At 71.2% G+C, this 21,140-nt stretch carries 22 protein-coding genes; 12 read left to right on the plus strand and 10 right to left on the minus strand.

Annotated features, from left to right (window positions below):
* The first annotated feature begins 512 nt into the window (after positions 1–512).
* Positions 513–809 (plus strand): hypothetical protein, encoded by a 297-nt coding sequence (locus CFN78_RS26395; RefSeq protein ID WP_094865747.1) that lies wholly within the window; start codon positions 513–515, stop codon positions 807–809.
* A 9-nt stretch (positions 810–818) separates the two neighbouring features.
* On the opposite strand, the gene CFN78_RS26400 is transcribed toward CFN78_RS26395, so the two are convergent.
* A complete protein-coding gene (locus CFN78_RS26400; RefSeq protein ID WP_094865748.1) occupies positions 819–1,868 on the minus strand; it encodes a serine protein kinase RIO in 1,050 nt (349 codons plus the stop codon).
* An 870-nt stretch (positions 1,869–2,738) separates the two neighbouring features.
* Between CFN78_RS26400 and CFN78_RS26405 the strand changes: the two genes are divergently transcribed.
* On the plus strand, positions 2,739–3,131 hold the full coding sequence (locus CFN78_RS26405) for a VOC family protein (protein WP_205660660.1): 393 nt from the start codon (positions 2,739–2,741) through the stop codon (positions 3,129–3,131).
* 241 nt (positions 3,132–3,372) lie between these two features.
* Here the strand turns inward: CFN78_RS26405 and yaaA are convergent, their stop codons facing one another.
* Positions 3,373–4,116, minus strand: coding sequence for a peroxide stress protein YaaA (yaaA, locus tag CFN78_RS26410; protein ID WP_094865749.1), 744 nt, complete (start codon positions 4,114–4,116; stop codon positions 3,373–3,375).
* 64 nt (positions 4,117–4,180) lie between these two features.
* On the opposite strand from yaaA, the gene CFN78_RS26415 reads away from it, so the two are divergent.
* The 3 genes from CFN78_RS26415 to CFN78_RS26425 all read left to right on the plus strand — a co-directional run bounded on the left by CFN78_RS26415 (position 4,181) and on the right by CFN78_RS26425 (position 8,049).
* Complete coding sequence (locus tag CFN78_RS26415) at positions 4,181–5,149, plus strand: GNAT family N-acetyltransferase (protein WP_094865750.1); 969 nt, start codon at positions 4,181–4,183, stop codon at positions 5,147–5,149.
* Between the two features lie 70 nt (positions 5,150–5,219).
* Positions 5,220–6,167 carry a phosphotransferase gene (locus CFN78_RS26420; protein ID WP_094865751.1) on the plus strand — a complete coding sequence of 316 codons (948 nt, stop codon included), beginning with the start codon at positions 5,220–5,222 and terminating at the stop codon, positions 6,165–6,167.
* Positions 6,168–6,300: 133 nt separating this feature from the next.
* Positions 6,301–8,049: a proline--tRNA ligase gene (locus CFN78_RS26425; protein ID WP_094865752.1), complete on the plus strand. Its 1,749-nt coding sequence runs from the start codon at positions 6,301–6,303 to the stop codon at positions 8,047–8,049.
* Positions 8,050–8,069: 20 nt separating this feature from the next.
* On the opposite strand, the gene CFN78_RS26430 is transcribed toward CFN78_RS26425, so the two are convergent.
* On the minus strand, positions 8,070–8,774 hold the full coding sequence (locus CFN78_RS26430) for an HAD family hydrolase (protein ID WP_240519704.1): 705 nt from the start codon (positions 8,772–8,774) through the stop codon (positions 8,070–8,072).
* Positions 8,775–8,889: 115 nt separating this feature from the next.
* Here CFN78_RS26430 and CFN78_RS26435 point away from each other — a divergent pair, with 115 nt between their 5' ends.
* Entirely contained in the window at positions 8,890–9,918 is a 1,029-nt protein-coding gene (locus CFN78_RS26435; RefSeq protein ID WP_094865781.1) for a YhgE/Pip domain-containing protein, read from the plus strand.
* Between the two features lie 303 nt (positions 9,919–10,221).
* The gene (locus CFN78_RS26440; RefSeq protein ID WP_240519705.1) at positions 10,222–10,686 is read left to right on the plus strand and encodes a PASTA domain-containing protein; all 465 of its coding nucleotides are present in this window, start codon (positions 10,222–10,224) and stop codon (positions 10,684–10,686) included.
* Between the two features lie 9 nt (positions 10,687–10,695).
* Here the strand turns inward: CFN78_RS26440 and CFN78_RS26445 are convergent, their stop codons facing one another.
* From CFN78_RS26445 to CFN78_RS26455, 3 genes are read right to left on the minus strand one after another with little or no spacing between them, the layout of a single operon-like run.
* Positions 10,696–11,106 (minus strand): YjbQ family protein, encoded by a 411-nt coding sequence (locus tag CFN78_RS26445; RefSeq protein ID WP_094865754.1) that lies wholly within the window; start codon positions 11,104–11,106, stop codon positions 10,696–10,698.
* A gap of 34 nt (positions 11,107–11,140) precedes the next feature.
* Positions 11,141–11,785 (minus strand): LuxR C-terminal-related transcriptional regulator, encoded by a 645-nt coding sequence (locus CFN78_RS26450; RefSeq protein ID WP_094865755.1) that lies wholly within the window; start codon positions 11,783–11,785, stop codon positions 11,141–11,143.
* Entirely contained in the window at positions 11,773–13,113 is a 1,341-nt protein-coding gene (locus CFN78_RS26455; RefSeq protein WP_240519706.1) for a sensor histidine kinase, read from the minus strand. The genes CFN78_RS26450 and CFN78_RS26455 overlap by 13 nt, the downstream gene beginning before the upstream one ends.
* 216 nt (positions 13,114–13,329) lie before the next feature.
* Between CFN78_RS26455 and CFN78_RS26460 the strand changes: the two genes are divergently transcribed.
* Positions 13,330–13,938, plus strand: coding sequence for an alpha/beta hydrolase family protein (locus CFN78_RS26460; protein ID WP_420807932.1), 609 nt, complete (start codon positions 13,330–13,332; stop codon positions 13,936–13,938).
* Here CFN78_RS26460 and CFN78_RS26465 read toward each other — a convergent pair.
* From CFN78_RS26465 to CFN78_RS26475, 3 genes are read right to left on the minus strand one after another with little or no spacing between them, the layout of a single operon-like run.
* On the minus strand, positions 13,935–14,153 hold the full coding sequence (locus CFN78_RS26465) for a hypothetical protein (protein ID WP_094865756.1): 219 nt from the start codon (positions 14,151–14,153) through the stop codon (positions 13,935–13,937). The two genes, CFN78_RS26460 and CFN78_RS26465, sit on opposite strands and share 4 nt — an antisense overlap.
* Before the next feature lie 12 nt (positions 14,154–14,165).
* Complete coding sequence (locus CFN78_RS26470; RefSeq protein ID WP_094865757.1) at positions 14,166–15,290, minus strand: fatty acid desaturase family protein; 1,125 nt, start codon at positions 15,288–15,290, stop codon at positions 14,166–14,168.
* Between the two features lie 54 nt (positions 15,291–15,344).
* Positions 15,345–16,460, minus strand: a complete 1,116-nt coding sequence (locus CFN78_RS26475; protein ID WP_094865758.1) for a ferredoxin reductase — start codon at positions 16,458–16,460, stop codon at positions 15,345–15,347.
* Between the two features lie 190 nt (positions 16,461–16,650).
* Between CFN78_RS26475 and CFN78_RS26480 the strand changes: the two genes are divergently transcribed.
* The 4 genes from CFN78_RS26480 to CFN78_RS26495 all read left to right on the plus strand — a co-directional run bounded on the left by CFN78_RS26480 (position 16,651) and on the right by CFN78_RS26495 (position 20,347).
* Positions 16,651–17,328 carry a TetR family transcriptional regulator gene (locus CFN78_RS26480; protein WP_094865759.1) on the plus strand — a complete coding sequence of 226 codons (678 nt, stop codon included), beginning with the start codon at positions 16,651–16,653 and terminating at the stop codon, positions 17,326–17,328.
* Positions 17,329–17,481: 153 nt separating this feature from the next.
* Positions 17,482–18,621 carry a Re/Si-specific NAD(P)(+) transhydrogenase subunit alpha gene (locus tag CFN78_RS26485; RefSeq protein WP_240519707.1) on the plus strand — a complete coding sequence of 380 codons (1,140 nt, stop codon included), beginning with the start codon at positions 17,482–17,484 and terminating at the stop codon, positions 18,619–18,621.
* Positions 18,621–18,950, plus strand: coding sequence for an NAD(P) transhydrogenase subunit alpha part 2 (locus tag CFN78_RS26490; protein WP_165777722.1), 330 nt, complete (start codon positions 18,621–18,623; stop codon positions 18,948–18,950). Before CFN78_RS26485 ends, CFN78_RS26490 begins: the two co-directional genes overlap by 1 nt.
* The gene (locus CFN78_RS26495; RefSeq protein WP_094865760.1) at positions 18,947–20,347 is read left to right on the plus strand and encodes an NAD(P)(+) transhydrogenase (Re/Si-specific) subunit beta; all 1,401 of its coding nucleotides are present in this window, start codon (positions 18,947–18,949) and stop codon (positions 20,345–20,347) included. The genes CFN78_RS26490 and CFN78_RS26495 overlap by 4 nt, the downstream gene beginning before the upstream one ends.
* Positions 20,348–20,365: 18 nt before the next feature.
* Here the strand turns inward: CFN78_RS26495 and CFN78_RS30175 are convergent, their stop codons facing one another.
* Complete coding sequence (locus tag CFN78_RS30175; protein ID WP_094865787.1) at positions 20,366–21,043, minus strand: Lsr2 dimerization domain-containing protein; 678 nt, start codon at positions 21,041–21,043, stop codon at positions 20,366–20,368.
* Positions 21,044–21,140: the final 97 nt, after the last annotated feature.

Genomic DNA, 21,140 nt, shown 5'->3' on the forward strand with positions numbered 1-21,140 from the left:
GCGGCGAAGGAGGTGCTGTCCCGTTATCCGCAGACCGATCTGGCCCTGCCCGGCCATCTGGGTGAGGTCCAGCTCACCCGCGCCGAGTTCGAGCAGCTCGTGCGGGGCGATCCGAAACGCGCGGTGGCCCTGCTGGACACGACAGTGCGCGACTGCGGTCCGCGATCCGCGCGCCGTGCACCTGGTCGGTGTGCCCAGCCGGGTGCCCCTGCTGGGCACACTGCTGCGGAGCTGGACCCCGGCACCGATCCGGCCGGACGACCAGCCGGAGGCCGTGGTGGCGCTGGGGGCACACGAACTGGCGGAGCCCGTGGGGCCCGGCCGGGCGCCGGAGACGTCCACTGTGGATTCCGGTGCCCGTGCCACACCCGTTGCGACACCGCGTCCACAATGGAGGTTCGAGGTCCCGAGGCCGTGTACAGCCTGTCCTATCTCGGCCTGCGGGCGCAGCTCGTCGACGCGCCCCGCGGCGTACTTCTCCGGCGAGGTAACCCGCCGCCTGGGGCTGCTACGTGCCCGCCTGTGTCGCGGTCACCCCCGCCACCGAGGAATTCGTCCACGGCAGACAGGAGGACCTGCTCCAGCTCGTTGACGACCGGGGTGCCTGGCTGGAGACATCCCTGCGGTTCTTCGGTGACACGGCACGGATCCAGGGCTGCCCGGACGAGAGGGTGGACCTCTCGCCGGGCGAGACCGGGATCATCTGCGAGGTGCTCGCCCTCGGTGCCGACACCCCGCTCGGCGGTCTTTCGATGACCTTCGAGGGGGAACGTCCCGACCGCAGGCTCTGGTGGCGCCTGCCCCGCTGAGGCGCGGGGTCACGGCAGTCCCGCGAGCTCGCGCAGCTCGGCCACCAGTTCCCCGGCGTCGGCGTCCGCGGGGTCGAGACCGCGGGCGAGGAACCAGTCGGCGATGTTGCGCACGTCCCGGGCGAGGAACTCGGTCCCGCGCGGATTCGCGACCACGTCGACCACCTGCGGCAGGTCGATCAGCACCACACGTCCACTGTGGACGAGCACGTTGTACGCCGAGAGGTCGCCATGTGCGAGCCCTTGCGCGGCAAGGGATTCCACTGCCCGGACGGTCTGCTGCCACAGGTCGCGCAGCTCCTCGGCGTCCGGCCGGAGCTGGGCGAGCCTGGGCGCGGCCGTGCCGTCGGCGTCGCCGAGGAACTCCATCAGCAGCTCGGTGCCCGCCCGTTGCACCGGGTACGGCACCGGCGCCCCCGCCGACCACAGCCGGCTCAGCGTCGCGAACTCCGCGACCGCCCACTGCTCGGCGATCAGGTTGCGGCCGAACGAGGTCCGGTTCCGCATCGCCCGCATCTCGCGTGACCGGCGCATACGCCTGCCCTCGAGATATCCGGCGTCGCGGTGGAACATCCGGTGCTCGTCGCTGCGGTAGCGCTTGGCGGCCAGTAGACAACCGTCACCCGACGCGCCACCGCCTGCCGTACCGGAGTCGGTGACCCGGGCGTGGTCACCGGGCTCCCTGCCGGTTTCCCCGCCGTCCCGCTCTCCGGGCTGCCCGGCGGGCAGCCCGCGGCGCAACAGGTGCACGTCGGCTTCCTTGCCGCTCTTGAGCACGCCGAGTTCGGTGTCCACGGCGGCGAGTTCGGTCACCACCCAGTACGGCAGTGGGCGGGGTCCCTGTTCTCCGTCCGCCCAGGTGGACCAGCGGTCGCCTCCGCCGGGGATCTCGCGTTCGGCGTAGGCGTCGTCGCGCAGGTTCGCGAGCCGGGCCTTCTCCTGCGCGGTCAGCCTGCCGGACCGTTCCGGCTCGGGTTCGTCGTCGAAGCGGGCCTTGCGTGGTGTGCGGCGTACCGGGGCGTCGGGTATGCGGTCGCCGTCGACATCGTGCTTGCGCACTGGTGGTTCTCCTCGAATGAAGGGCCACCGGCGCGCTGCGGCTACGCCGGCGGGAAGGGCGGGCGGGCGAAGGGAAAGCCCACGACATTCCTCGTCACGGGGCACCTCCTTCGTCTCGTCCGCTCCGGCCTCCACCGGGTCGCGTATCGGGTACCTTTCCGCACCCCGCCACCACCCGCAACCGAATAACGTCGCCCGCCCACCCCGTCGTGTCGCGCGCCCTGGCACCCCGTGTCGGGCGTCTGGGCACCCCGTGTCGTGCGCTCCAGCTCAGGAGGCGATCCGGGCCGACGTCCGCGCCCGTGGGCGAATGCAGGGATCGTGCCGCGCCCGGGGCCTGCTCGGCACCGCCGTGTTGGTGGACGTGCTCGCGGCCGGCGCGCCGTGACTGCTCGGCGCCGGCCCGTTCGGCTGGCTGCTCGCCGCCGGGTGGTAAGGCCGCGACCGGCCCCCGGTGTGGGCTGGGGGCGGCCCGGGACCCCACGGTGGAGTCGTGGGTGTTCGTCGTGGGCGAGTCCCCCGACTTCGCCCCCTGCAACCCCGCCTGTCCGGCTACCGCATGGGAATGGACGAGCAGGTGACCGCCGACGCCATCACGGTTCTGGAGGACCTGTCCGCAGAGACGGAGCGGCCCGGCGGGGTCCTCGGTGCCCGACCGGTTCGTCCGGCGAAGGTGTCCCGCGCTGGCCGACAAGGCGGGTCTTGGGTTGCATCCGCTGGTGGCGGCGTTCGATGAGTGCCATGAATTGTTCCCAGATCGTCATCCGCGTTGGCCGATTCGCCGGCTAAGGCAGGAGTCGGATGTAGACGGCCGTCACCGACGCCGGGGCATCTGGACAAAACGCCCCGGCCCTCTGGCACGATCAGACGATGGCGATGGGCGCTAAACAACTGAAGGTCGGACTCCGGGTCGGCGATATGGACCGCTCGTGCACGCTGTACCGGAAGGTCGGATTCAAGGAAATTCCTGAAGAACAACAGCCCGGCATGCGTTACCTGACCTACGGTCACACGTGGCTGATGCTCTCCGGCCGGTTCGATCACGGCTACCACCACGACGAGCGTGGAAACCTGACCCGGCAAGGCCCCCTCGGCTACGGCTTCGTTCTGGTCGTACCCACCACCGATATCGACGCGATGCGCGAGTTATGGCGACGCGAGGAGTTGCCCGTCACTCTGGAACCTGAAGACACGGGGTGGGCACGCATCTTCTACGGGTTGGATCCCGACGGATATGAAGTGATGTTCGAACAGTTCCACTAAAGCCTTGCGGGAGGGCCGTTTCCTGAGTGTATGGAGTCTGCTCACGCAAACGGGCTCGTCGCTGTTGAGTCAGGCGTGGCGACTGTTCTGACTCATATACCCAAAGCTGAGTCACCAAATAAGGTCCGCCAAAGACCCGACACGGGGTGCCCAAAGGCCCGACACGGGGTGCCCAAAGACCCGACACGGGGTGCCCAAAGGCCCGACACGGGGTGCTGGAGGGCGTGACACGGCGGGTGGATCAGGTGGGGGTGACGAGCTCCAGGGCGCGGTCGCCGGTGCGTTCGAGGGCGATGCCCGAGCGCGACGCGAGCCGGACCAGGCCCTCCACAGTGGACGGTTCGCGGGGGGCGCGAGCCAGTACCCCGGCCAGTTTTCCCTTGTACGCCTTGTTGAAGTGACTGACGGTCGTGCGTACACCCGCGGCGTTCACCGTCACGACGCGGACGGTCACCGCGTCCGGGACCCGCGCCAGTGCGGCGTAGGCACCCGAGCGCAGATCGACCACCAGGCCTTCGACCCCGTCCAGTACCGGTTCCAGTGCGGGCCGCCACAACGGGCGCAGGCCGCCGGTACCCGGCAGGACGCTGTCGCCGGAGAGCCGGTACGCGGGAATCGGGTCGTTCGCGCGGACCAGGCCGAACAGCGCCGAGGCGACGGCCAGCCGGCGGCCCGCCTTCGCGAGCTGCGGCGCACGGAACCCGGTCAGGTCCATCGCCTCGTAGAGCACGCCGGTGTACCGGAGCAGCGCGGGAGCGGTCGGCGCGGTCCACAGCTCGGCGTTGCGGGCCACCTCCTCGTGCTGACGTTCCGAAAGGCCCAGCGCGGCGAGGCTGGCCGTCACGTCCCGAGCCAGCTCCGTGAGCGCGTCGGCGACCTTGGCCCGTACCGGGTTCAGATCGGGGAAGGACAGGGCGTCCAGGTCGAGCGGACGGCCGCGGCCGCCACCGGCCTTGGTTTCGGAAGGGGGGAGCAGAACCAGCACACCCGCAGGGTATCCGGCGGGAAACGCCGGTGCGGACGGCGTTCGCGCGGCCTACCCTCCGGCCATGACACTCACCTGGGGACCGCTCCGGATCGACGAGGCGGGCCTGCTGACCGAGCTGCTCGGTGCCGTCGAGAAGTCGGAGCCCACCGGGGAGCACATGAGCGAGCAGGACGTGCGGGAGGACCTCACCCAGCCGGGAACCGACCTGCCCACGCAGACGCTCGCCGCCCGCGCGCAGGGACACCTGGTCGCCTACGCGATGGTGGCGGTGCGCGACGCCGCCGAGCCCGTGCACCTGCTGCGGGCCGAGGTGGTGGTCCACCCCGGCCACCGGGACGACGCGGTGCGCGAGCGGCTGCTGTCCTGGCTGGCCGGCGCCGCCAGGACGGCACACGAGGGCACCTTTCCCGGTGCGCCGCTGGAGATCCACGTGATGGCGCACGAGAACCGCCCGTGGACGGCGGAGGCGCTCGCGGCGGCGGGGTACGAACGGCGACGCACCTTCGTCGAGATGCGCGCCGCGCTCGACGCGAACCTGCCCGCCCCGGCCCCGCTGCCGGACGACCTGCGACTGGTCACCCATGAGCCCGCCCATGCCGAGGCGACGCTGGCCGCGCGAAACGAGGTCTTCGCCGGGCACTGGGGCAGTACCCACGTGACGGCGGAGGGCTGGCAGCACCGGGTCCTCGGCAGCGAGGCCTTCCGGCCGGACCTGTCGTTCCTGCTGCTGACACCGGGCCGGGAGCGGGTCGAGGCGTTCGTGCTGTCCGCCCACTTCGCGGCCGACACCGCGGCGACCGGTGTGCGCGAGCTGTACGTGAGCCACGTCGGCACCCGGGAGGGCCTGCGTGGCAGGGGCGTCGGTTCGGCCCTGCTCGGGCACACGCTCGCCGCCGCCAGGGACGCGGGTTTCCGGCGGTCCTCGCTGTCGGTGGACGTGGACAACGCCACGCGGGCGCTGGGCGTGTACGAGCGTTGCGGTTACGTGGTGGACTCCACCAGCCACGACTACGTGCTGTCCCTCGCGTAAGGTGATCGTCGGTAGCCGGGCGAACGGGCAGCGTGGCGACCGGGCCTGGTGACCAGCGTGATGGGGGCGGATGACACTCAGCGTGCGGCGCGCCGATCCGCGGCTCGGCTGGGACGATCTGCCCGCCGCGATCCGTGCCGAGGTGGAGGGCGGCCTGCGCTCGCCGGTGGTCCGCTCGCTGCGCCAGTCGCCGGAGTTCGAGGGTGCCGTCTGCGCCCGCCTGGAACTCGAGGACGGCAGGCGGGTCTACGCGAAGGCGCTGCCCTCGGACAGCCCCCGGCTGGGCAACTACCACGCCGAACGTGACGTCTCCCGTCGTCTTCCGTCGGCGGCGCCCGTACCCGGATTGCTGTCCACAGTGGACGGTGACTGGCTGGTGCTGGTGTTCTCCGACGTCGACGGCACCCGGCCGAAGCTGCGACCCGGATCGCCCGACCTGTCCGCCGTCTTCACCACGCTGGGCGCGCTGGCCCGCACGCTGACACCCTGCCCGCTGGACGGGGTACCGACCGCCGTCGACGATCTGGGTCCGTTGCTGCGCGGCTGGACCGAGCTGAGCGCCGACCCGCCCGCGGACCTCGACCCGTGGGCCCTGCGCAACCTCGACTCGCTGGTGGCCATGGAGACCTCCTGGTATCCGTGGGCGGCCGGCGACACGCTGCTGCACAACGATCTGCACCCGGGCAACCTGGTGGTGTCCGGCCCGGGCCGGGTGCTGGTCGTCAACTGGCGGTACCCGGCGCGCGGGGCGGCATGGCTGGACCTGGTCTCGCTGGTGCCGCACGTGCTCGCCGCCGGGCACGAACCCGCCGACGTCGACCGGCTGCTCCGGCGCAGGCCCGCCCTGCACGGCGTGCCGCTGTGGGCGGTGACGGCCTACATCGTCGCCCTCGCCGGGCACGCGGAGCGGTCGAGCCGCCTGCCCGAACCCCCGGCGACCTCCGGGGTGCGGGCCGCCCAGCGCGCGCTCGCGGCCGCGGGCAGGGCCTGGATCGCGCACCGCACGCACTGGCGCTAGGGCGCGGGGAAAGAACCCGAATGCGCTGCGTACCTGCCGTTGACTACCCTTTGCGCAGCCCGCGGCACGACTGCGCGCCCCGGCGGTTCCGCCCGTTCGCGGTGCCGTCCGCCGAACGACGAGGAGCCATGAAGTGATCACCAGGATGTCGTCGCTGTTCCTTCGCACGCTGCGCGAGGACCCGGCCGACGCCGAAGTTCCCAGCCACAAGCTGCTGGTCCGCGCGGGCTACGTCCGCCGGGTCGCCCCTGGCGGGTACTCCTGGTTGCCGCTCGGCCTTCGGGTGTTGCGCCGCATCGAGACCGTGGTGCGCGAGGAAATGGACGCGATCGGCGCGCAGGAGATTCAGTTCCCCGCGCTGTTGCCCAAGGAGCCGTACGAGACGACCGGCCGCTGGACCGACTACGGCGACAGCCTGTTCCGGCTCCAGGACCGCAAGGGCGTGGACTACGCGCTCGGGCCCACGCACGAGGAGTTCTTCGCGCTCGCCGTGAAGGGTGAGTACAGCTCGTACAAGGACTATCCCGTCGCGCTGTACCAGATCCAGACCAAGTACCGCGACGAGGCGCGGCCGAGGGCGGGGATCCTGCGCGGCCGCGAGTTCGTCATGAAGGACTCGTACTCCTTCGACCTGGACGACGAGGGCCTGGAGCGCTCCTACCAGGCGCACCGGGCCGCCTACATCCGGATCTTCGACCGGCTCGGCCTCGACTACGTCGTGGTCGCCGCGACCTCGGGCGCGATGGGCGGCTCGGCCTCGGAGGAGTTCCTCGCGGTGTCGCCGACAGGGGAGGACACCTACGTCCGCAGCACCGAGTCCGGTTTCGCCGCGAACGTCGAGGCCGTGGTCACCCCCGTCCCGCCCGCGCAGGCGATCGAGGGCAGGCCCGAGGCGCGGCCGCACCACACCCCGGACACGCCGACCATCGAGTCCCTCGTCGACTTCCTGAACGGCGCCGGGCTGGGCCGCACGTTCACCGCCGCCGACACACTGAAGAACGTGCTGGTGAAGACGCGGGCACCGGGGACGAAGGACTGGACGCTGCTCGGCATCGGCGTGCCGGGCGACCGCGAGGTCGACATGAAGCGCCTGGAGGCCGCGCTCGAACCGGACGAGGCCGCCCTGCTCGACGAGAAGGACTTCGCCACCAACCCGTTCCTCGTCAAGGGCTACATCGGCCCGAAGTCGCTGCGGGACAACGGGGTGCGTTACCTCGTCGACCCGAGGATCGTGCCCGGCACGGCGTGGGTGACCGGAGCGGACAAGGCCGACCACCACGTGGTCGACCTGCTGTGCGGCCGGGACTTCACCCCCGACGGCACGATCGAGGCGGCCGAGGTGTGGGAGGGTGACGCCTCCCCGGACGGTCAGGGGACGCTGATCGCCGCCCGCGGCATCGAGATCGGGCACATCTTCCAGCTCGGCCGCAAGTACGCGGACGCCTTCGAGCTGGACGCGCTCGGCGCCGACTCGAAGCCCATCCGGATCACCATGGGCTCGTACGGTGTCGGCGTCTCCCGCCTGGTCGCGGTGATCGCCGAGCAGCACCACGACGAGCTCGGTCTCTGCTGGCCGCGCACGGTCGCCCCGGCGGACGTGCACGTGGTGCTCGCGGGCAAGGACGAGTCCATCGCGGAAGGCGCCGAGAAGCTGGCGGCCGAACTGTCCGAGCGGGGCCTGCGGGTACTGCTGGACGACCGCAAGGCCAGTCCCGGCGTCAAGTTCGCCGACGCGGAACTGGTCGGCGTCCCGACGATTCTCGTCGTGGGCCGCGGCCTGGCGAAGGGGCTCGTGGAGGTCAAGGACCGCGCGAGCAACGAACGCGAGGAGGTCCCGGTGGACGAGGCCGTGCAGCGGCTGGTCGCGCTCGTCCGCGGCTGAGGCCGGCCTGCCGGCGGCGTTCAGCGCAGTACGGCGGCCAGCACGGCCGTGGTGTCGCGCAGGTCCGGCAGCGCCGTGTGCGCCCCCGAGGCGCGCAGCTCGTCCATGCCGAAACGGCCGGTGGCCACGCCGATACCGATCGCCCCGTGGGTGAGGGCCGCGTCGATGTCGTGCGGGGTGTCGCCGACGACGACGACGGACTCGGGCGGGTACTCGACGCCGTGCTTCGCCGCGGACCTGCGCACGGCGTGGTCGACCAGGTCGGGCCGGTGCGCGGACAGCGAACCGTAGCCGCCGAGCTCGAAGTCGAGGTGCCCGTGCAGGTCGAACGCCGAAAGCTTGTGCAGTGCCACCTCGGCCAGGTTGCCGGTGACGAGGGTCTGCACCACGCCGCCGGTGGCGGCGAGCGCGGCCAGCGCCTCGGCGGCGCCGGGTAGCGCGCGGCCGCGTTCGGGCAGGGCGTCGCGCTGGGCGGCGGAGACCGCCACCAGTTCCGACCACATCCGGCGGACGAGCTCCTCGTCCGCTTCGATGCCGTGTGCGGCAAGCACTTCCGTGGTGATGGCCCGTTCGGTACGGCCGGGGAACCAGGGGATCTCGCGCATCGTCTCTCCGGTCACGGTGGCGAGGGCGTGCGTGTACCACTCGGCTCCGATCCCGGGCAGGTCGATGAGGGTCAGGTCGATGTCCCAGAGCACCAGCCGGTGCGGGTTCCCGCCATTCACCTCGCCGACGGTACCCGGAGCCGTGTGGCAGCCCCGCTATTCAACGCGCGTTGACTTACTCGCTCGGCAGGTCTATCTTGGGCGCCGTATTCAACGTACGAAGAATTGAGTGACCATGCTGGAACGGCTTCATCGTCGGACCTGGACGTTCCCGGTCATCGCCTCCGTCGCCGGTGCCGTTCTCGCGGCCGTGCTCGGCTTCCTCACCTTCGGCGCACAGGCGACCGCGGCGCCCGAACAGGTCCCGGTGGCCGTCGCCGCCCCGGATACGGGCCCCTTGCGTGCGGCCGCCGAGCGCGTCGCCGCCCAGGGGGGAGGGCAGTTCGCCTGGCGGCTCGACACCTCGGACCGGGCGCGGAAACTGCTGGCGGACAAGGAGGTCTACGGCGTACTCGAACTGACCACCGGGCCCGGCGGGCCGCAGGCGACCGTGGTGCTCTCCGGCGCGATCAACCCCTCGGGAGCGCAGGCGGCCCAGCAGGCGCTCACCGGTGCGGGCCAGGCCCTCACCGCGGCACTGACCCAGGCGGTTCCCGGCACCGAAGCGGCTCCCGTCCGCATGGAGACCGTCCATCCGGCGAGCGTGGCGGGCCGGACCGCGCCGCTCGCGCTCAGCGCGCTGGCCTGGGTCGGCTGCCTCGCCGGCGGTGCCGTGCTGACCCTGCTCGCCGCGCGCCGCGAATGGCGGCCGGGCCCGGCCGTCCGGCTGCTCCAGATCCTCGGCACCAGTGTGCTGGTGACGGCCGTGCTCGCCGGTTTCCTGCGGCTGTGGGACGCGTCCCTGCCGCTCGACGGGCCGGTCCTCGGCTTCCTCGCACTGGTGACGCTGGCGTTCGCCGGTGTGCAGGCCGGGCTGCTGCGGCTGCTGGGGATACGGGCGATGGCGATTCTGGGGCCGCTCTATCTGGTCGCACCCGCCGTCGCGGGGCAGGTGCCCGAGCTGCTGAACCCCGCTTACCGCGACATTCTGTGGTCGTGGACGCCGTTCCGGTTCGGCACCGAAGGACTGCGCAGCCTCCTGCAGGGAACCCCCGGCGCGCCGGATGTGGTGACCGCGCTCTGGGTGCTCGGTGGAATGCTCGCGGCGGGCCTCGCCCTCGTGCTGTGGCCGCGTCCCCGGCGAACGGCAGAGTCGCAGGGCTGAACGAGGCCCTCGTCGGACTGGTTCTGTTCCTCGGCCGGCAGCGTCTCGGCGAGATCGCCGTAGTCGGTCGCCCGGGCCCGGGAGAGTGGGGGCGTCGACCGTGGCCGGAGAGTTGATGCCACGGCCGCCGAGCCACGACCGCCGAGCCACGGCCGCCGATCGCGCGTAGTCCGGAGGATGGTTCAGGCAGTTGTGCCAAACCGTTACCCCGGCAGGGGTAACCGCGCACCCCGTGGCCGCGACGGTACTCGCGTCGACACACATCGAAGGAACTCCACCGACGAGCGACGCCGAAGGAACCCCATGAAGAAGGCATTGCACTGGCTCGTCGCGAAACCCTCCCGCTGGGGGCCCGCGATCGGCGTCTTCGTCATCCTCGCGGTGATCGGCTCGGTGGGCGGGGCACCGAAGACCCCGGCACCGGCGGCAGCGCCACCGGTGCCGGTCACGGCGACCGCAACCGTCGACGCCGCCCCCGCCGCGGTAGCCCCCGCACCGGTCGCGTCACCCGTGCCCGTGCCCGTGGCCTCCGCCGTACCGGCCGCGCTGATCACGGTTCCCGACGTGTCCGGCATGAACCACCAGGCCGCGCAGGACACCATGCAGGCCGCCGGTCTCTACAACCTGCGCGAGGTCGACGGCGGCGGCCAAGGCCGCATGCTGATCAACGACCGCAACTGGGTGCAGACGGGACAGGACCCAGAACCCGGAGCGACCGTATCGGCGGACACCGTGATCACCCTGACCGCTGTGAAGCAGGGCGAGTAGCCGCCCCGGTCAGCCGCGCAGGTAGCTGAACCGCACCCGCCGGACGGGGTTGTCCACATTGGTGTCCACCAGGCACACCGACTGCCAGGTGCCCAGCGCCAGTATCCCGCCGAGCACCGGCACACTCGCGTACGGCGCGACCAGGGCGGGTACCACGTGGTCGCGTCCGTGACCGGGGGTGCCGTGCTGGTGCCGCCAGCGTCCGTCGCGGGGGAGCAGGTCGTCCAGCGCGGCGAGCAGGTCGTCGTCGCTGCCGGCACCGACCTCCAGCACGGCCAGTCCGGCGGTCGCGTGCGGCACCCAGACGTGTAGCAGGCCGTCCTCCGCGTCGGCCTCGCCGAGGAAGCGCTCCGCGTCCTTGGTCAGATCGTGCACCACCGCGGTCGTGCCGGTCCGGACCTCGATCTCCGTGGAGTACATGGCTTCCACGGTAACGGCGGCCCCTTCGCCCCGCTCAGGACCGCAGGTAGCGCAGGACCGCCAGCACCCGCCTGTTGTCGCCATCGGACCGGTGCAGACCCAGCTTGCCGAACATGCTGGTGACGTACTTCTCCACCGACCCGGGCGACAGGAACAGCGTGGCGGCGATCGCGGTGTTGGAACGGCCCTCCGCCATCAACTCCAGCACCTCACGCTCCCGGGGGGTCAACGTGGCCAGCTCGCCGGAACGCCGGGACGCGCCGAGCAGACCACTGACCACCTCGGGGTCGAGCACTGTCTCACCGTCGGCCACCCGGCGCAGCGCGGCCACGAAGTCCGAGACCTCGGCGACCCGGTCCTTGAGCAGATAGCCGACACCGCCTGCCTGATCGGCCAGCAACTCCGCCGCGTACCGGGTCTCGATGTACTGGGAGAACAGCAGGATCGCCGGCCGTGGCTCGCGGGTACGCAGGGCCAGCGCGGCACGCAGACCCTCGTCGGAGTGCGTCGGCGGCATCCGGATGTCCACCACCGACACGTCCGGCCGAAGCTCGGCGACGGCCGAGGTCAGCCGTTCCGCGTCCGGCACGGCGGCCACCACCTCGTGCCCGCGCAGGGTCAGCAGTTCCGCCAGGCCCTCCCGCAGCACGGCCGAGTCCTCGGCGATCACCACCCGCATCCGCCCCACCCCTTCGATCGCGCGAACCCTCGCGGCGCGGCGGCGGCCTCCTGCCGTCCGTCCGGGATCGCGATGGTCACCACCGTCGGGCCACCGGCCGGGCTGTGCACGTCCAGCCGGCCGTCCACCGTGCCCACTCTGCGCACCAGCCCGTCGAGCCCGCCACCGGGGACGAGGCGGGCCCCGCCATGGCCCTCGTCGGTCACGGTCAGCACCAGGTCACCACCGGCCTCCCGGACGAGGACGCGCACGGCGACCGCGCCCGCGTGTTTCGCCGCGTTGGCAAGCAGTTCCACCGCTGCGAAGTACAGGATCGTCTCCACCGCGGCGGCCGGTCGGTGCGCGGGCCGGACGTCCACCGTGACCCCGGCCGCCGACTGGGAGGCCACAGTGGACAGTGCTACGCCGAGCCCGGCGTCGAGCCCGGCCGGGCGGATTCCCCTTGCCAGGTCCCGAAGTTCGGTCAGCGTGCGGGTGGCGCCGCCGTGTGCGGCGGTGACCAGTGCCCGTACCTGGTCGAGGTCCACGTTCCCGGCGCCGAGGGCGTCCCTGGCGATCCCCAGCTTCATCGCGACGGCCACCAGATGTGCCTGCGCCCCGTCGTGCAGGTCGCGCTCGATGCGCCGCAGGCGTTCCGCCGCGTCGTCCACCGCCCCGGCACGACTGCGCTCCAGTTCCCGTACGCGCGCCGAGAGCGTCGCGGGGCCGAGCAGGCCGCGCACCGGCAGCCGGTCGACGAAGGCGATGCCGTGCAGCACCCACGGCACCGCCAGCAACGTCAGCAGGCCCGCTCCGGCCAGCGGCAGCGAGGCGAGCCAGGTGCCGGTGCGCAGGTCGAACACCGGCAGCACCGCCCCGTCGAGCAGGAACCACCACAGCGGGTAGGTCGCCGCCGCGGCGCCGAAGACCAGCGGGTAGACCGTCAGCGCCAGCCCGGCCAGCGACATCGGCACCCGCAGCAGCAGGTACGCGACCGCCCGCCAGCTCGCCGGCTCACCCAGCCGGTTCCCGGTCCACTTGCCGATTCCCGGTTCGAGCGGCCGCAGCACGGGTGGCGGTACGGCGATGCCGAGCAACGGGCCGGCGAGCGTGCGGTGGAGCCGTCCGGCCAGCCGCGCGCCGCGCAGGGTGCCCGCCAGCAGCGCGATGCCCGCCAGTACCGGGCTGAACAGCACACCGAGCGCGAACCCGGCGACGAGGGCGCACAGGCACAGCAGCGCCACCGGCACGCCCAGCAGGACCCAGGCGAACTCGGACGCCGTGCGCCGCCGGAACGGCTCGCGCACCGCCCGGCGCGCGTACCGGGTGATCGTCGCCTTCGGGTCCACGGCGCCAGTCTGCCGGGCCCGTCCCGGCCGCGGTATCCGGTCAACCCGGTACCGTCGCGGGCGCACGGCGCGCGTCACGCGGCCGTCGCCGACGATCGAAGGGGTACCGCCATCACCGCGCAGCCGTCCGCCTCGCGAACGATCTCCTACGGCGAGCACGCCAGCCAGTTCGTCCACGAGTGGCTGCCCGCGGGCCCTCCCCGGGCGGCGGTGGCGATGCTGCACGGCGGCTGGTGGCGGGCCGAGTACGACCTGCACCTGATGGACGCCATCTGCGCCGACCTCGCCGGGCGCGGGCTGCTGGTGTGGAACATCGAGTACCGGCGGATCGAGGGCGACGGCGGTGGCTGGCCGACCACTCTCGACGACGTGCTGTCCTGCGTGTCCACGATGCCGGTACCCGCGGGTGCGCCGACGACGGCGATCGGCCACTCCGCGGGCGGGCACCTGGCGCTGCTGGCAGGCGCGCACGGCGCGGTGGACGACGTGGTGGCTCTCGCCCCGATCACCGACCCGGCCCGGTGCTTCCGGGAAGGCATCGGCGGGACCGCGCCGGTGCTGTTCACCGGCGGCGAGCCCGACGATCGACCGGAGACCTACCGCGCGGCGACCCCGCCGGCGAAGCAGCCCGCGGGGCACCGGCTGGTGGTGCACGGAGACGCCGACTGCAGCGTGCCCGTGGTACACAGCCGGGACTACGTGGCCGCCGCCGAACCGCCCGCCGAGTACCTGGAGGTCTCCGGCGCCGATCACTTCGCCGTGATCGACCCGGCGCACCCGCTCTGGCAGCGGGTGGTGTCCTGGATGGACCGCGAGCGCGGTTAGAGCGTGTCCGGCTCGCCCCGGCGGATCGCCTCGTCCTCGCGGGCCCGCTGGCCGGCTTCGCGCATCTCGATCACGTCGGTGAGCCACTCGCCGGTCTCCCTGGCGATGTCGCGGACCGCGCCGGTGACGATGGTGGCGATGTTGCCGATGTGCGTGGCGGCCGACTCGGTGAGTTCCTGCACCGTGTCCTTGCCGCTCTCGAACTGACCGACCATGACTGCTCGTTCCTATGCCGCGGAGAGTTGCCTGTCCCGGTCCACGGTACGGGGCGCCTTCGGCTCACGGGGCGCGCCGTTCCACGGCAGGGCCAGCTTGATCAGCTTCTTCGCCACCTGGCCGAGCTGGCGGTGCAGCGGGCCGGTGTTGTAGGGCAGGCCGTACTTCTCGCAGATCGCCCGCACCTCACCGGCGATCTGCGGGTAGCGGCGAGCGGGGATGTCCGGGAACAGGTGGTGCTCGATCTGGTGCGAGAGATTGCCGGAGAGCACATGGAACAGCGTGCCGCCGGAGATGTTGGCGGAGCCGAGGATCTGCCGCAGGTACCACTGGCCGCGTGATTCGTTCTCCGTCTCCTCCTCGGTGAAGCTCTCCACGTCGGCGGGGAAGTGCCCGCAGAAGATGATGCTGAACGCCCACAGGTTCCGGGTGAGGTTGGCTGTGGCGTTGCCGAGGAAGGTCAACGGCGCGAGCGGTCCGGTGAGCAGCGGGAACAGGACGTAGTCCTTGCCGACCTGCCTGCCGGCCTTGCGGACCATCCTGGCGATGACGTCCTTGTTGTCCGACCACTTGCGCTCCCCGGTGACGATCCGGTCGAACTCCAGGTCGTGCAGCATGACGCCCCACTGGAAGACGAACGCCAGCGCGAGCGCGTAGGCCGGATTGCCGAGGTAGTACGGGTGCCACTTCTGCGCCGGGTCGATGCGCAGGATCCCGTAACCGATGTCGCGGTCCTTGTCCAGGATGTTGGTGTACGTGTGGTGCATGTAGTTGTGCGAGTGCCGCCAGTTCTCGCCCGGCGTCACGTTGTCCCACTCGAACTTGTTGGAGCTCAGCGCGGGGTCACGGGTCCAGTCGTACTGGCCGTGCATCACGTTGTGGCCGATCTCCATGTTGTCCAGGATCTTCGACAGGGAGAGCGCGCCGACCCCGGCGATCCAGGCGGGCGGGAAGAACCCGGCGAACAGCAGTCCGCGGCCGACGACCTCGAGTGCCCGCTGGGCCTTGATCACGTCCTGGATGTAGTCGACGTCCTCGGCGCCGAGGTCGGTGACCACGCGCTGGCGCAGTTCGTCGAGCTCGCGGCCGAACTCCTCGACCTGTCGCGGGGTGAGTCGGTCCTGCAGTCCGGTCATCGTCGGTACTCCTCGTCGATCGAAAGCGTGCTGGGAAGGTCGGCGTGGTGGCGGTCAGGCGTCGATGTCGACGTCGCCCACCGGCACGGAGATGCAGAGCTGGATCTCCACGCCCTCGTCCTCGGACAGCTCGCCCGAGCGCGCGTCACGCACGCGACCGCTCTTCTTGATCTTGGTGCAGGAGAAGCAGATCCCCATGCGGCAGCCGTGTTCCGGGCTCAGCCCGGCGTCCTCGGCCTGTTCCAGCAGCGGGTGACCGGTGTTGCCGATCTCCTTGCCGCTGCGGGAGAAGCGGACGGTGCCGGTGGCCTTGTCCGGGTCGATGTCGAGCGGCGGGGGACTGAACTCCTCGGTGTGCAGCCGTTCACCGACGCCCTCGTTCTCGAAGGCCTCGCGGACGGCGTTCATCAGCGGGGTGGGCCCGCACAGGTAGGTCTGCGCGGTGCGGAACCAGGGTGCCGCCCGATCCAGGTGCTCCGGGGTGAACAGGCCGTGCAGGTCCGCGCCGGTCCCGGTGTCGGTGTCCTCGGCGGTGTGCCCGATGACGACGCGCACGTTCGGCCGGGCGGCGGCCAGCGCGTCCAGTTCCGCGCGGTAGAGCACTTCGCGCCGGTCGTTGGCGTAGTGCAGGAAGGCGATGTCGCCGCTGTACCCCTCGTCGGTGAGCGTGCGCAGCATCGACAGCACGGGGGTGATCCCGCTGCCGCCGCTGACCAGCAGGATCCGTTCCGGCCGGGCGGCGGGCACGGTGAAGTCGCCGTCCGGCTGGGACAGGCCGAGCACGGTCCCGGGCATGGCGTGCTCGTGCAGGTGACGGGAGACCAGGCCGTCCGGGGCGGCCTTGATCGTGAGTTCGACCGAGCCGTTCGCGTACTGCGAGCAGGCGGGCGAGTAGCAGCGGGTGCGCCGCACGCCGTCGATGTCCACCGTGACCCGGACGTACTGGCCGGCGGTGAATCCGCGCCATGCCCGGCTGGGCCGGACAGTGAGGGTCACGGTGCCCTCCGTCTGCCGCCGGACGTCGGTGACGACGCCGCGGATCTCGTTGCGTACCAGCATCGGGTCGACCAGTTCGAGATAGCGGTCGACTCCGTGCGGGGTGAGCAGCGCCTCCGCGATCGAGGCGATCGTCCTGGCACCCTTGCGGGCGCGGGGCAGAAGCGTGGTCATGGCACCTCCGAGCCGCGATCGAGGTCGGTGGGAATCCCGGCGGCCGCACAGGGGAAACATCCCGGAAACAGTGAACAGATGTGCACTATCTAGTGCACGGTACCGCGATCCACCTGTCAACTGCCTGCTTCTGTGACGTGGACGACGGCGTACCCACGCATCGGACGGTGGACACACGTACTCTGTGGGGGTGCCGACGAAGCCAGCCGAGTCAACAGCCGCTGCGGCCGGTCCGGGTGTCCCGGAGCCGGCCACCAGGCAGGAACGCAAGCAGCGCACCCGCCGCGCGCTGCTCGACGCCGCGCTCGAACTGCTCGCCGACCGCGGTTTCGGCAGCCTGAGCCTGCGCGAGGTGACCAAGCTGGCCGGCATCGTGCCGACGGCGTTCTACCGGCACTTCACCTCGATGGAGGAACTCGGCATCACGCTCGTCGACGAGTCGATGCGCTCCCTGCGGGCGATGATGCGGGCCGCGCGCAGCGAACCGGCGGCCTCATCCGACGCGATCCGTGCCTCGGTGACCACCCTGCACGAGCACGTGCGCGCCCAGGAGGACCACTTCCGCTTCCTCACCCGCGAGCGCTACGGCGGCTCCGGGGCCGTCCAGCGGGCGATCGGCACCGAACTCCGGCTCTTCGGCAGCGAACTGGCCGTCGATCTGGCCCGCTTCGAGGGCTTCCGGGCGTGGTCCACCGAGGATCTGCACATGATGGCCGACCTCATCGTCACGGCCATGCTGGCGACGGTGCTGGAGTTGATCGAGTCCCGGCCGCGCGACGATGAGACCGACCGGCGCATCATGCGCACGGCCGAGAACCGGTTGCGCCTGCTCATGCTGGGCGTGCCGCACTGGCGCAGCCGCCGCTGACCGTTTCGCCCGGTTGCCCCGCTCCCGCCGTACGGCCGCTGCCATCCGCGTGATCGACGGCGCGCCGGGTCACACGGCCGTGGTAGACCTTAAGGTGATCTAGGTAACACTCGGGTCGATCGCGCCGGTCGCACGGTGGGGCGAGGAGGTCGCGTGGTGACGGAATCCCGGCAGGACGAACCCCGGCAGCAGGACGAGCCCAGGCCACTGAGTGTCGGGGTGGTCCGCGAGTCGGTACCGGGCGAGCGCCGGGTCGCGCTCGTTCCCGGCAGTATTCCCCGGCTGACCCGGCGCGGCCTGCGAGTCGTCGTCGAGTCCGGTGCGGGCGAGGACGCCCACCTGCCGGACGAGCTGTACGAGCGGGCCGGCGCGCACATCGGCGATGCCTGGTCCGCCGACGTCGTGCTCACCGTCGCGCCGCCCACCGAGGCGGAGACCGCCCGGCTGCGCCACGGGACCGTGCTCCTCGGCTTTCTCGCCCCACTGTCCAATGTGGATGGAGTGAAGGCGTTGGAGGCGGCCGGGGTGCTCGCGTTCGCAGTGGAGTCGGTGCCCCGGATCTCCCGTGCACAGGCCATGGACGCGCTGTCCTCGCAGAGCAGCGTCGCCGGGTACCGGGCGACGCTGCTGGCCGCCCAGCGGCTCACCCGGTTCTTCCCGATGCTCACCACGGCCGCGGGCACCGTCCCGCCGGCGAAGGTGCTGGTGCTCGGTGCGGGGGTCGCCGGGTTGCAGGCACTCGCCACGGCGAAACGGCTCGGTGCGCAGCCGACCGGCTACGACGTTCGTCCGGAGGTCGCCGAGCAGGTGCGGTCGGTCGGCGCACAATGGCTCGACCTCGGCATCGAGGCCGTCGGCGAGGGCGGGTACGCCCGGGAACTCGGTGCGGAGGAACGCGCCGAGCAGAAGCGCAGGCTCACCGAGTCGATCACCGGCTTCGACGTGGTGATCACCACGGCGCTGGTCCCCGGCCGCACCGCACCGGTACTGGTCACCGCCGAGGCCGTGCGCGGGATGCCGACCGGCGCCGTCGTGGTGGACCTGGCGGGCGAGTCCGGCGGGAACTGCGAGCTGACCGAGCCGGGACGGGAGGTCGTCGTCCACGAGGTGACGATCTGCTCACCGCTCAACCTGCCCGCCGACATGCCCGCGCACGCCAGTGAGCTCTACGCCCGGAACCTGACCGAACTGCTCGAACTGCTGACCGACGACGAGGGACGGCTCGCGATCGACGCGAACGACGAGATCGTGGCGGGCGCCCGCGTGACCGGCCAGTACAGGGAGGAGGCGTGATGCTGGTGCAGAGTCTGGCGATCCTGGTGCTCGCCGGTTTCGTGGGTTTCGCGGTCATCTCGAAGGTGCCGAACACACTGCACACCCCGCTGATGTCGGGCACCAACGCCATCCACGGCATCGTGCTGCTGGGTGGTCTGATCGTGCTCGGCCTCGGCGCCGAGGGCGTGCTGAACAAGATCCTGCTGGTGGTGGCCATCGCGTTCGGCACGATCAACGTCGTCGGCGGATTCCTGGTCACCGACCGGATGCTGGCGATGTTCAAGGAGCGCAAACCCGGCGACCGTCCCGGCGGCAAGGACGGCGGCACGGATGGCGGCCCGGCATGAACTGGCTGCAGAACGAGAGCACCATCGGCGTGCTTTACATCCTCGCGTTCGCCATGTTCATCTACGGGCTCATGGGGCTCACCGGCCCACGCACCGCGGTGCGCGGGAACTGGATCGCCGCGGCCGGCATGGGCCTGGCCGTACTCGCCACCCTGCTCACCCCCGGTATGGGCAACTGGCCGCTGATCGCGCTGGGTGTGGGGATCGGGGTGCTCGTCGGTGTCCCCGCGGCCCGCAAGGTCAAGATGACCGCGATGCCACAGATGGTGGCGTTGTTCAACGGCGTCGGCGGCGGGGCGGTGGCGCTGATCGCCTGGGTGGAGTTCCGTACCACCGAGGGCTACGCGGAGGAGCCTCGCTATGTCGCGCTGGCGTCGCTGTTCGCCGCCATCGTCGGCTCGATCTCCTTCTGGGGTTCCAACGTCGCGTTCGGCAAGCTCCAGGAACTGATCAGCGGACGGCCGATCACCCTCGGCCGGATCCAGCAGCCGGTGAACCTACTACTGCTGCTGATCGCGATCGCATGTGCCGCGGCCGTCGCCGCCGGAGTGCACTCCGAACCGCTGATGATCGTGCTGCTGCTGGCGGCCGCGGTACTGGGCGTGATGGTGGTGCTGCCGATCGGTGGCGCCGACATGCCCGTGGTCATTTCCCTGCTCAACGCGCTCACCGGGCTCTCCGCCGCCGCCATGGGCCTCGCACTGGACAACACGGCACTGATCGTCGCGGGAATGATCGTCGGAGCGTCCGGTTCGATTCTGACCAACCTGATGGCCAAGGCGATGAACCGTTCCATCCCGGCGATCGTGGCCGGGGGTTTCGGCGGCACGACGGCGGTGGCGTCCGGGCGATCGGCGGAGGATCGCCCGGTGCGCAGCACCAGCGCCGCCGACACGGCGATCCAGATGGCCTACGCGGCGAAGGTGGTGGTCGTACCGGGTTACGGGATGGCGGTCGCGCAGGCACAGCACGCCGTGCGGGAGATGGCGGAGCTGCTGGAGGGTAAGGGGATCGGCGTCGCCTACGCGATCCATCCGGTGGCAGGCCGGATGCCCGGCCACATGAACGTGCTGCTGGCCGAGGCCGACGTGCCCTATGCGCAGCTCAAGGAGATGGACGAGATCAACTCCGAGTTCGCGCAGACGGACGTGGCGCTGGTGATCGGCGCCAATGACGTGACCAACCCGGCCGCCGAGACCGATCCGGGCTCACCCATCTACGGCATGCCGATCCTGAAGGTGAACCACAGCCGCTCGGTGATCGTGCTCAAGCGCGGCATGAGCTCCGGGTTCGCGGGTATCGACAACGATCTGTTCTACGACGCGAAGACCAGCATGCTCTTCGGCGACGCGAAGTCGTCGGTCGGCGACATCGTCGAAGAGCTCAAGAACCTCTGAACGGCCCTGCCGGGGCGGTCACTTCGCGGAGAAGGTCACCGGCGGGGCGGCCCTCCGCTTCGCCGGTGACACCGTGGCGCGCGCCGTCCTCGGCGCGGCGGTGGTCCTGGCGGCGGCACTCTTGGTCTTGGCAGCGGTGGTCTTGGCAGCGGTGGTCTTCGCGGTCTTCACGGCTTTCGCCGGAGCCTTGGCGGCGACCTTGGTGCCCGTCTTGGCAGCCTTGGAGCCGGCGGCGGTCACCGGGGCCTTGGTCGCCTTGGCCTTCGACGCGGCTTTCGGTGCCGCCGTCGCGCCGGTCTTGGCCGTGGTGGCCTTCGCCGCGGGAACGGACTTCGCGGCCGTTCTCGCCTTCGCGGTCGCCTTCTGGGCGGCCTTCGCCGCCGTCCCGGCCGGAGTCTTCGCGGCGGTCTTGCGCGCGGCTCCCTTGGCGGCGGTCGTCTTCGTCCCCGGCGCGTCCGCCTTCGGCGCGGTCTTCCGGGAACGACGGGGCCGGGCGATGATCTTGCGTGGCCGCTTGCGGCCACCGGTACGGCGGCCGTGTTCCGCGTGCCGGTCCAGGATGCCGCGCAGGAGTTCCGCGTTCTCGGCGCTGAGGTCGATGTCGTAGGAGACGCCGTCGAGCGCGAACAGGACGGTTTCCCCGGCCTGCTCGCCGTTGAGATCGTCCAGCAGGTGGATAGCTTTGTTCTGTGCCACGAAAATCTCCAGGCGCTCGATGTTTCCCACGAATGACGACCGGCACGGCGACGTTCGTGGACACCACTGCGGTCGACTCATCCAGCTCACCGCAGAC

The sequence above is a fragment of the Amycolatopsis antarctica genome (assembly GCF_002262875.1).
Taxonomy (GTDB): domain Bacteria; phylum Actinomycetota; class Actinomycetes; order Mycobacteriales; family Pseudonocardiaceae; genus Amycolatopsis; species Amycolatopsis antarctica.

Coding starts and splice junctions, on each gene's coding strand:
- CFN78_RS26475 (WP_094865758.1), bottom strand. CDS start 16,460: ATGACCACGCTTCTGCCCCGCGCCCGCAAGGGTGCCAGGACGATCGCC.
- CFN78_RS26470 (WP_094865757.1), bottom strand. CDS start 15,290: ATGACCGGACTGCAGGACCGACTCACCCCGCGACAGGTCGAGGAGTTC.
- CFN78_RS26420 (WP_094865751.1), top strand. CDS start 5,220: ATGACACTCAGCGTGCGGCGCGCCGATCCGCGGCTCGGCTGGGACGAT.
- CFN78_RS26405 (WP_205660660.1), top strand. CDS start 2,739: ATGGCGATGGGCGCTAAACAACTGAAGGTCGGACTCCGGGTCGGCGAT.
- CFN78_RS26490 (WP_165777722.1), top strand. CDS start 18,621: ATGCTGGTGCAGAGTCTGGCGATCCTGGTGCTCGCCGGTTTCGTGGGT.
- CFN78_RS26445 (WP_094865754.1), bottom strand. CDS start 11,106: ATGTACTCCACGGAGATCGAGGTCCGGACCGGCACGACCGCGGTGGTG.
- CFN78_RS26435 (WP_094865781.1), top strand. CDS start 8,890: ATGCTGGAACGGCTTCATCGTCGGACCTGGACGTTCCCGGTCATCGCC.
- CFN78_RS26460 (WP_420807932.1), top strand. CDS start 13,330: ATGCTGCACGGCGGCTGGTGGCGGGCCGAGTACGACCTGCACCTGATG.
- CFN78_RS26495 (WP_094865760.1), top strand. CDS start 18,947: ATGAACTGGCTGCAGAACGAGAGCACCATCGGCGTGCTTTACATCCTC.
- CFN78_RS26415 (WP_094865750.1), top strand. CDS start 4,181: ATGACACTCACCTGGGGACCGCTCCGGATCGACGAGGCGGGCCTGCTG.
- CFN78_RS26465 (WP_094865756.1), bottom strand. CDS start 14,153: ATGGTCGGTCAGTTCGAGAGCGGCAAGGACACGGTGCAGGAACTCACC.
- CFN78_RS26450 (WP_094865755.1), bottom strand. CDS start 11,785: ATGCGGGTGGTGATCGCCGAGGACTCGGCCGTGCTGCGGGAGGGCCTG.
- CFN78_RS26440 (WP_240519705.1), top strand. CDS start 10,222: ATGAAGAAGGCATTGCACTGGCTCGTCGCGAAACCCTCCCGCTGGGGG.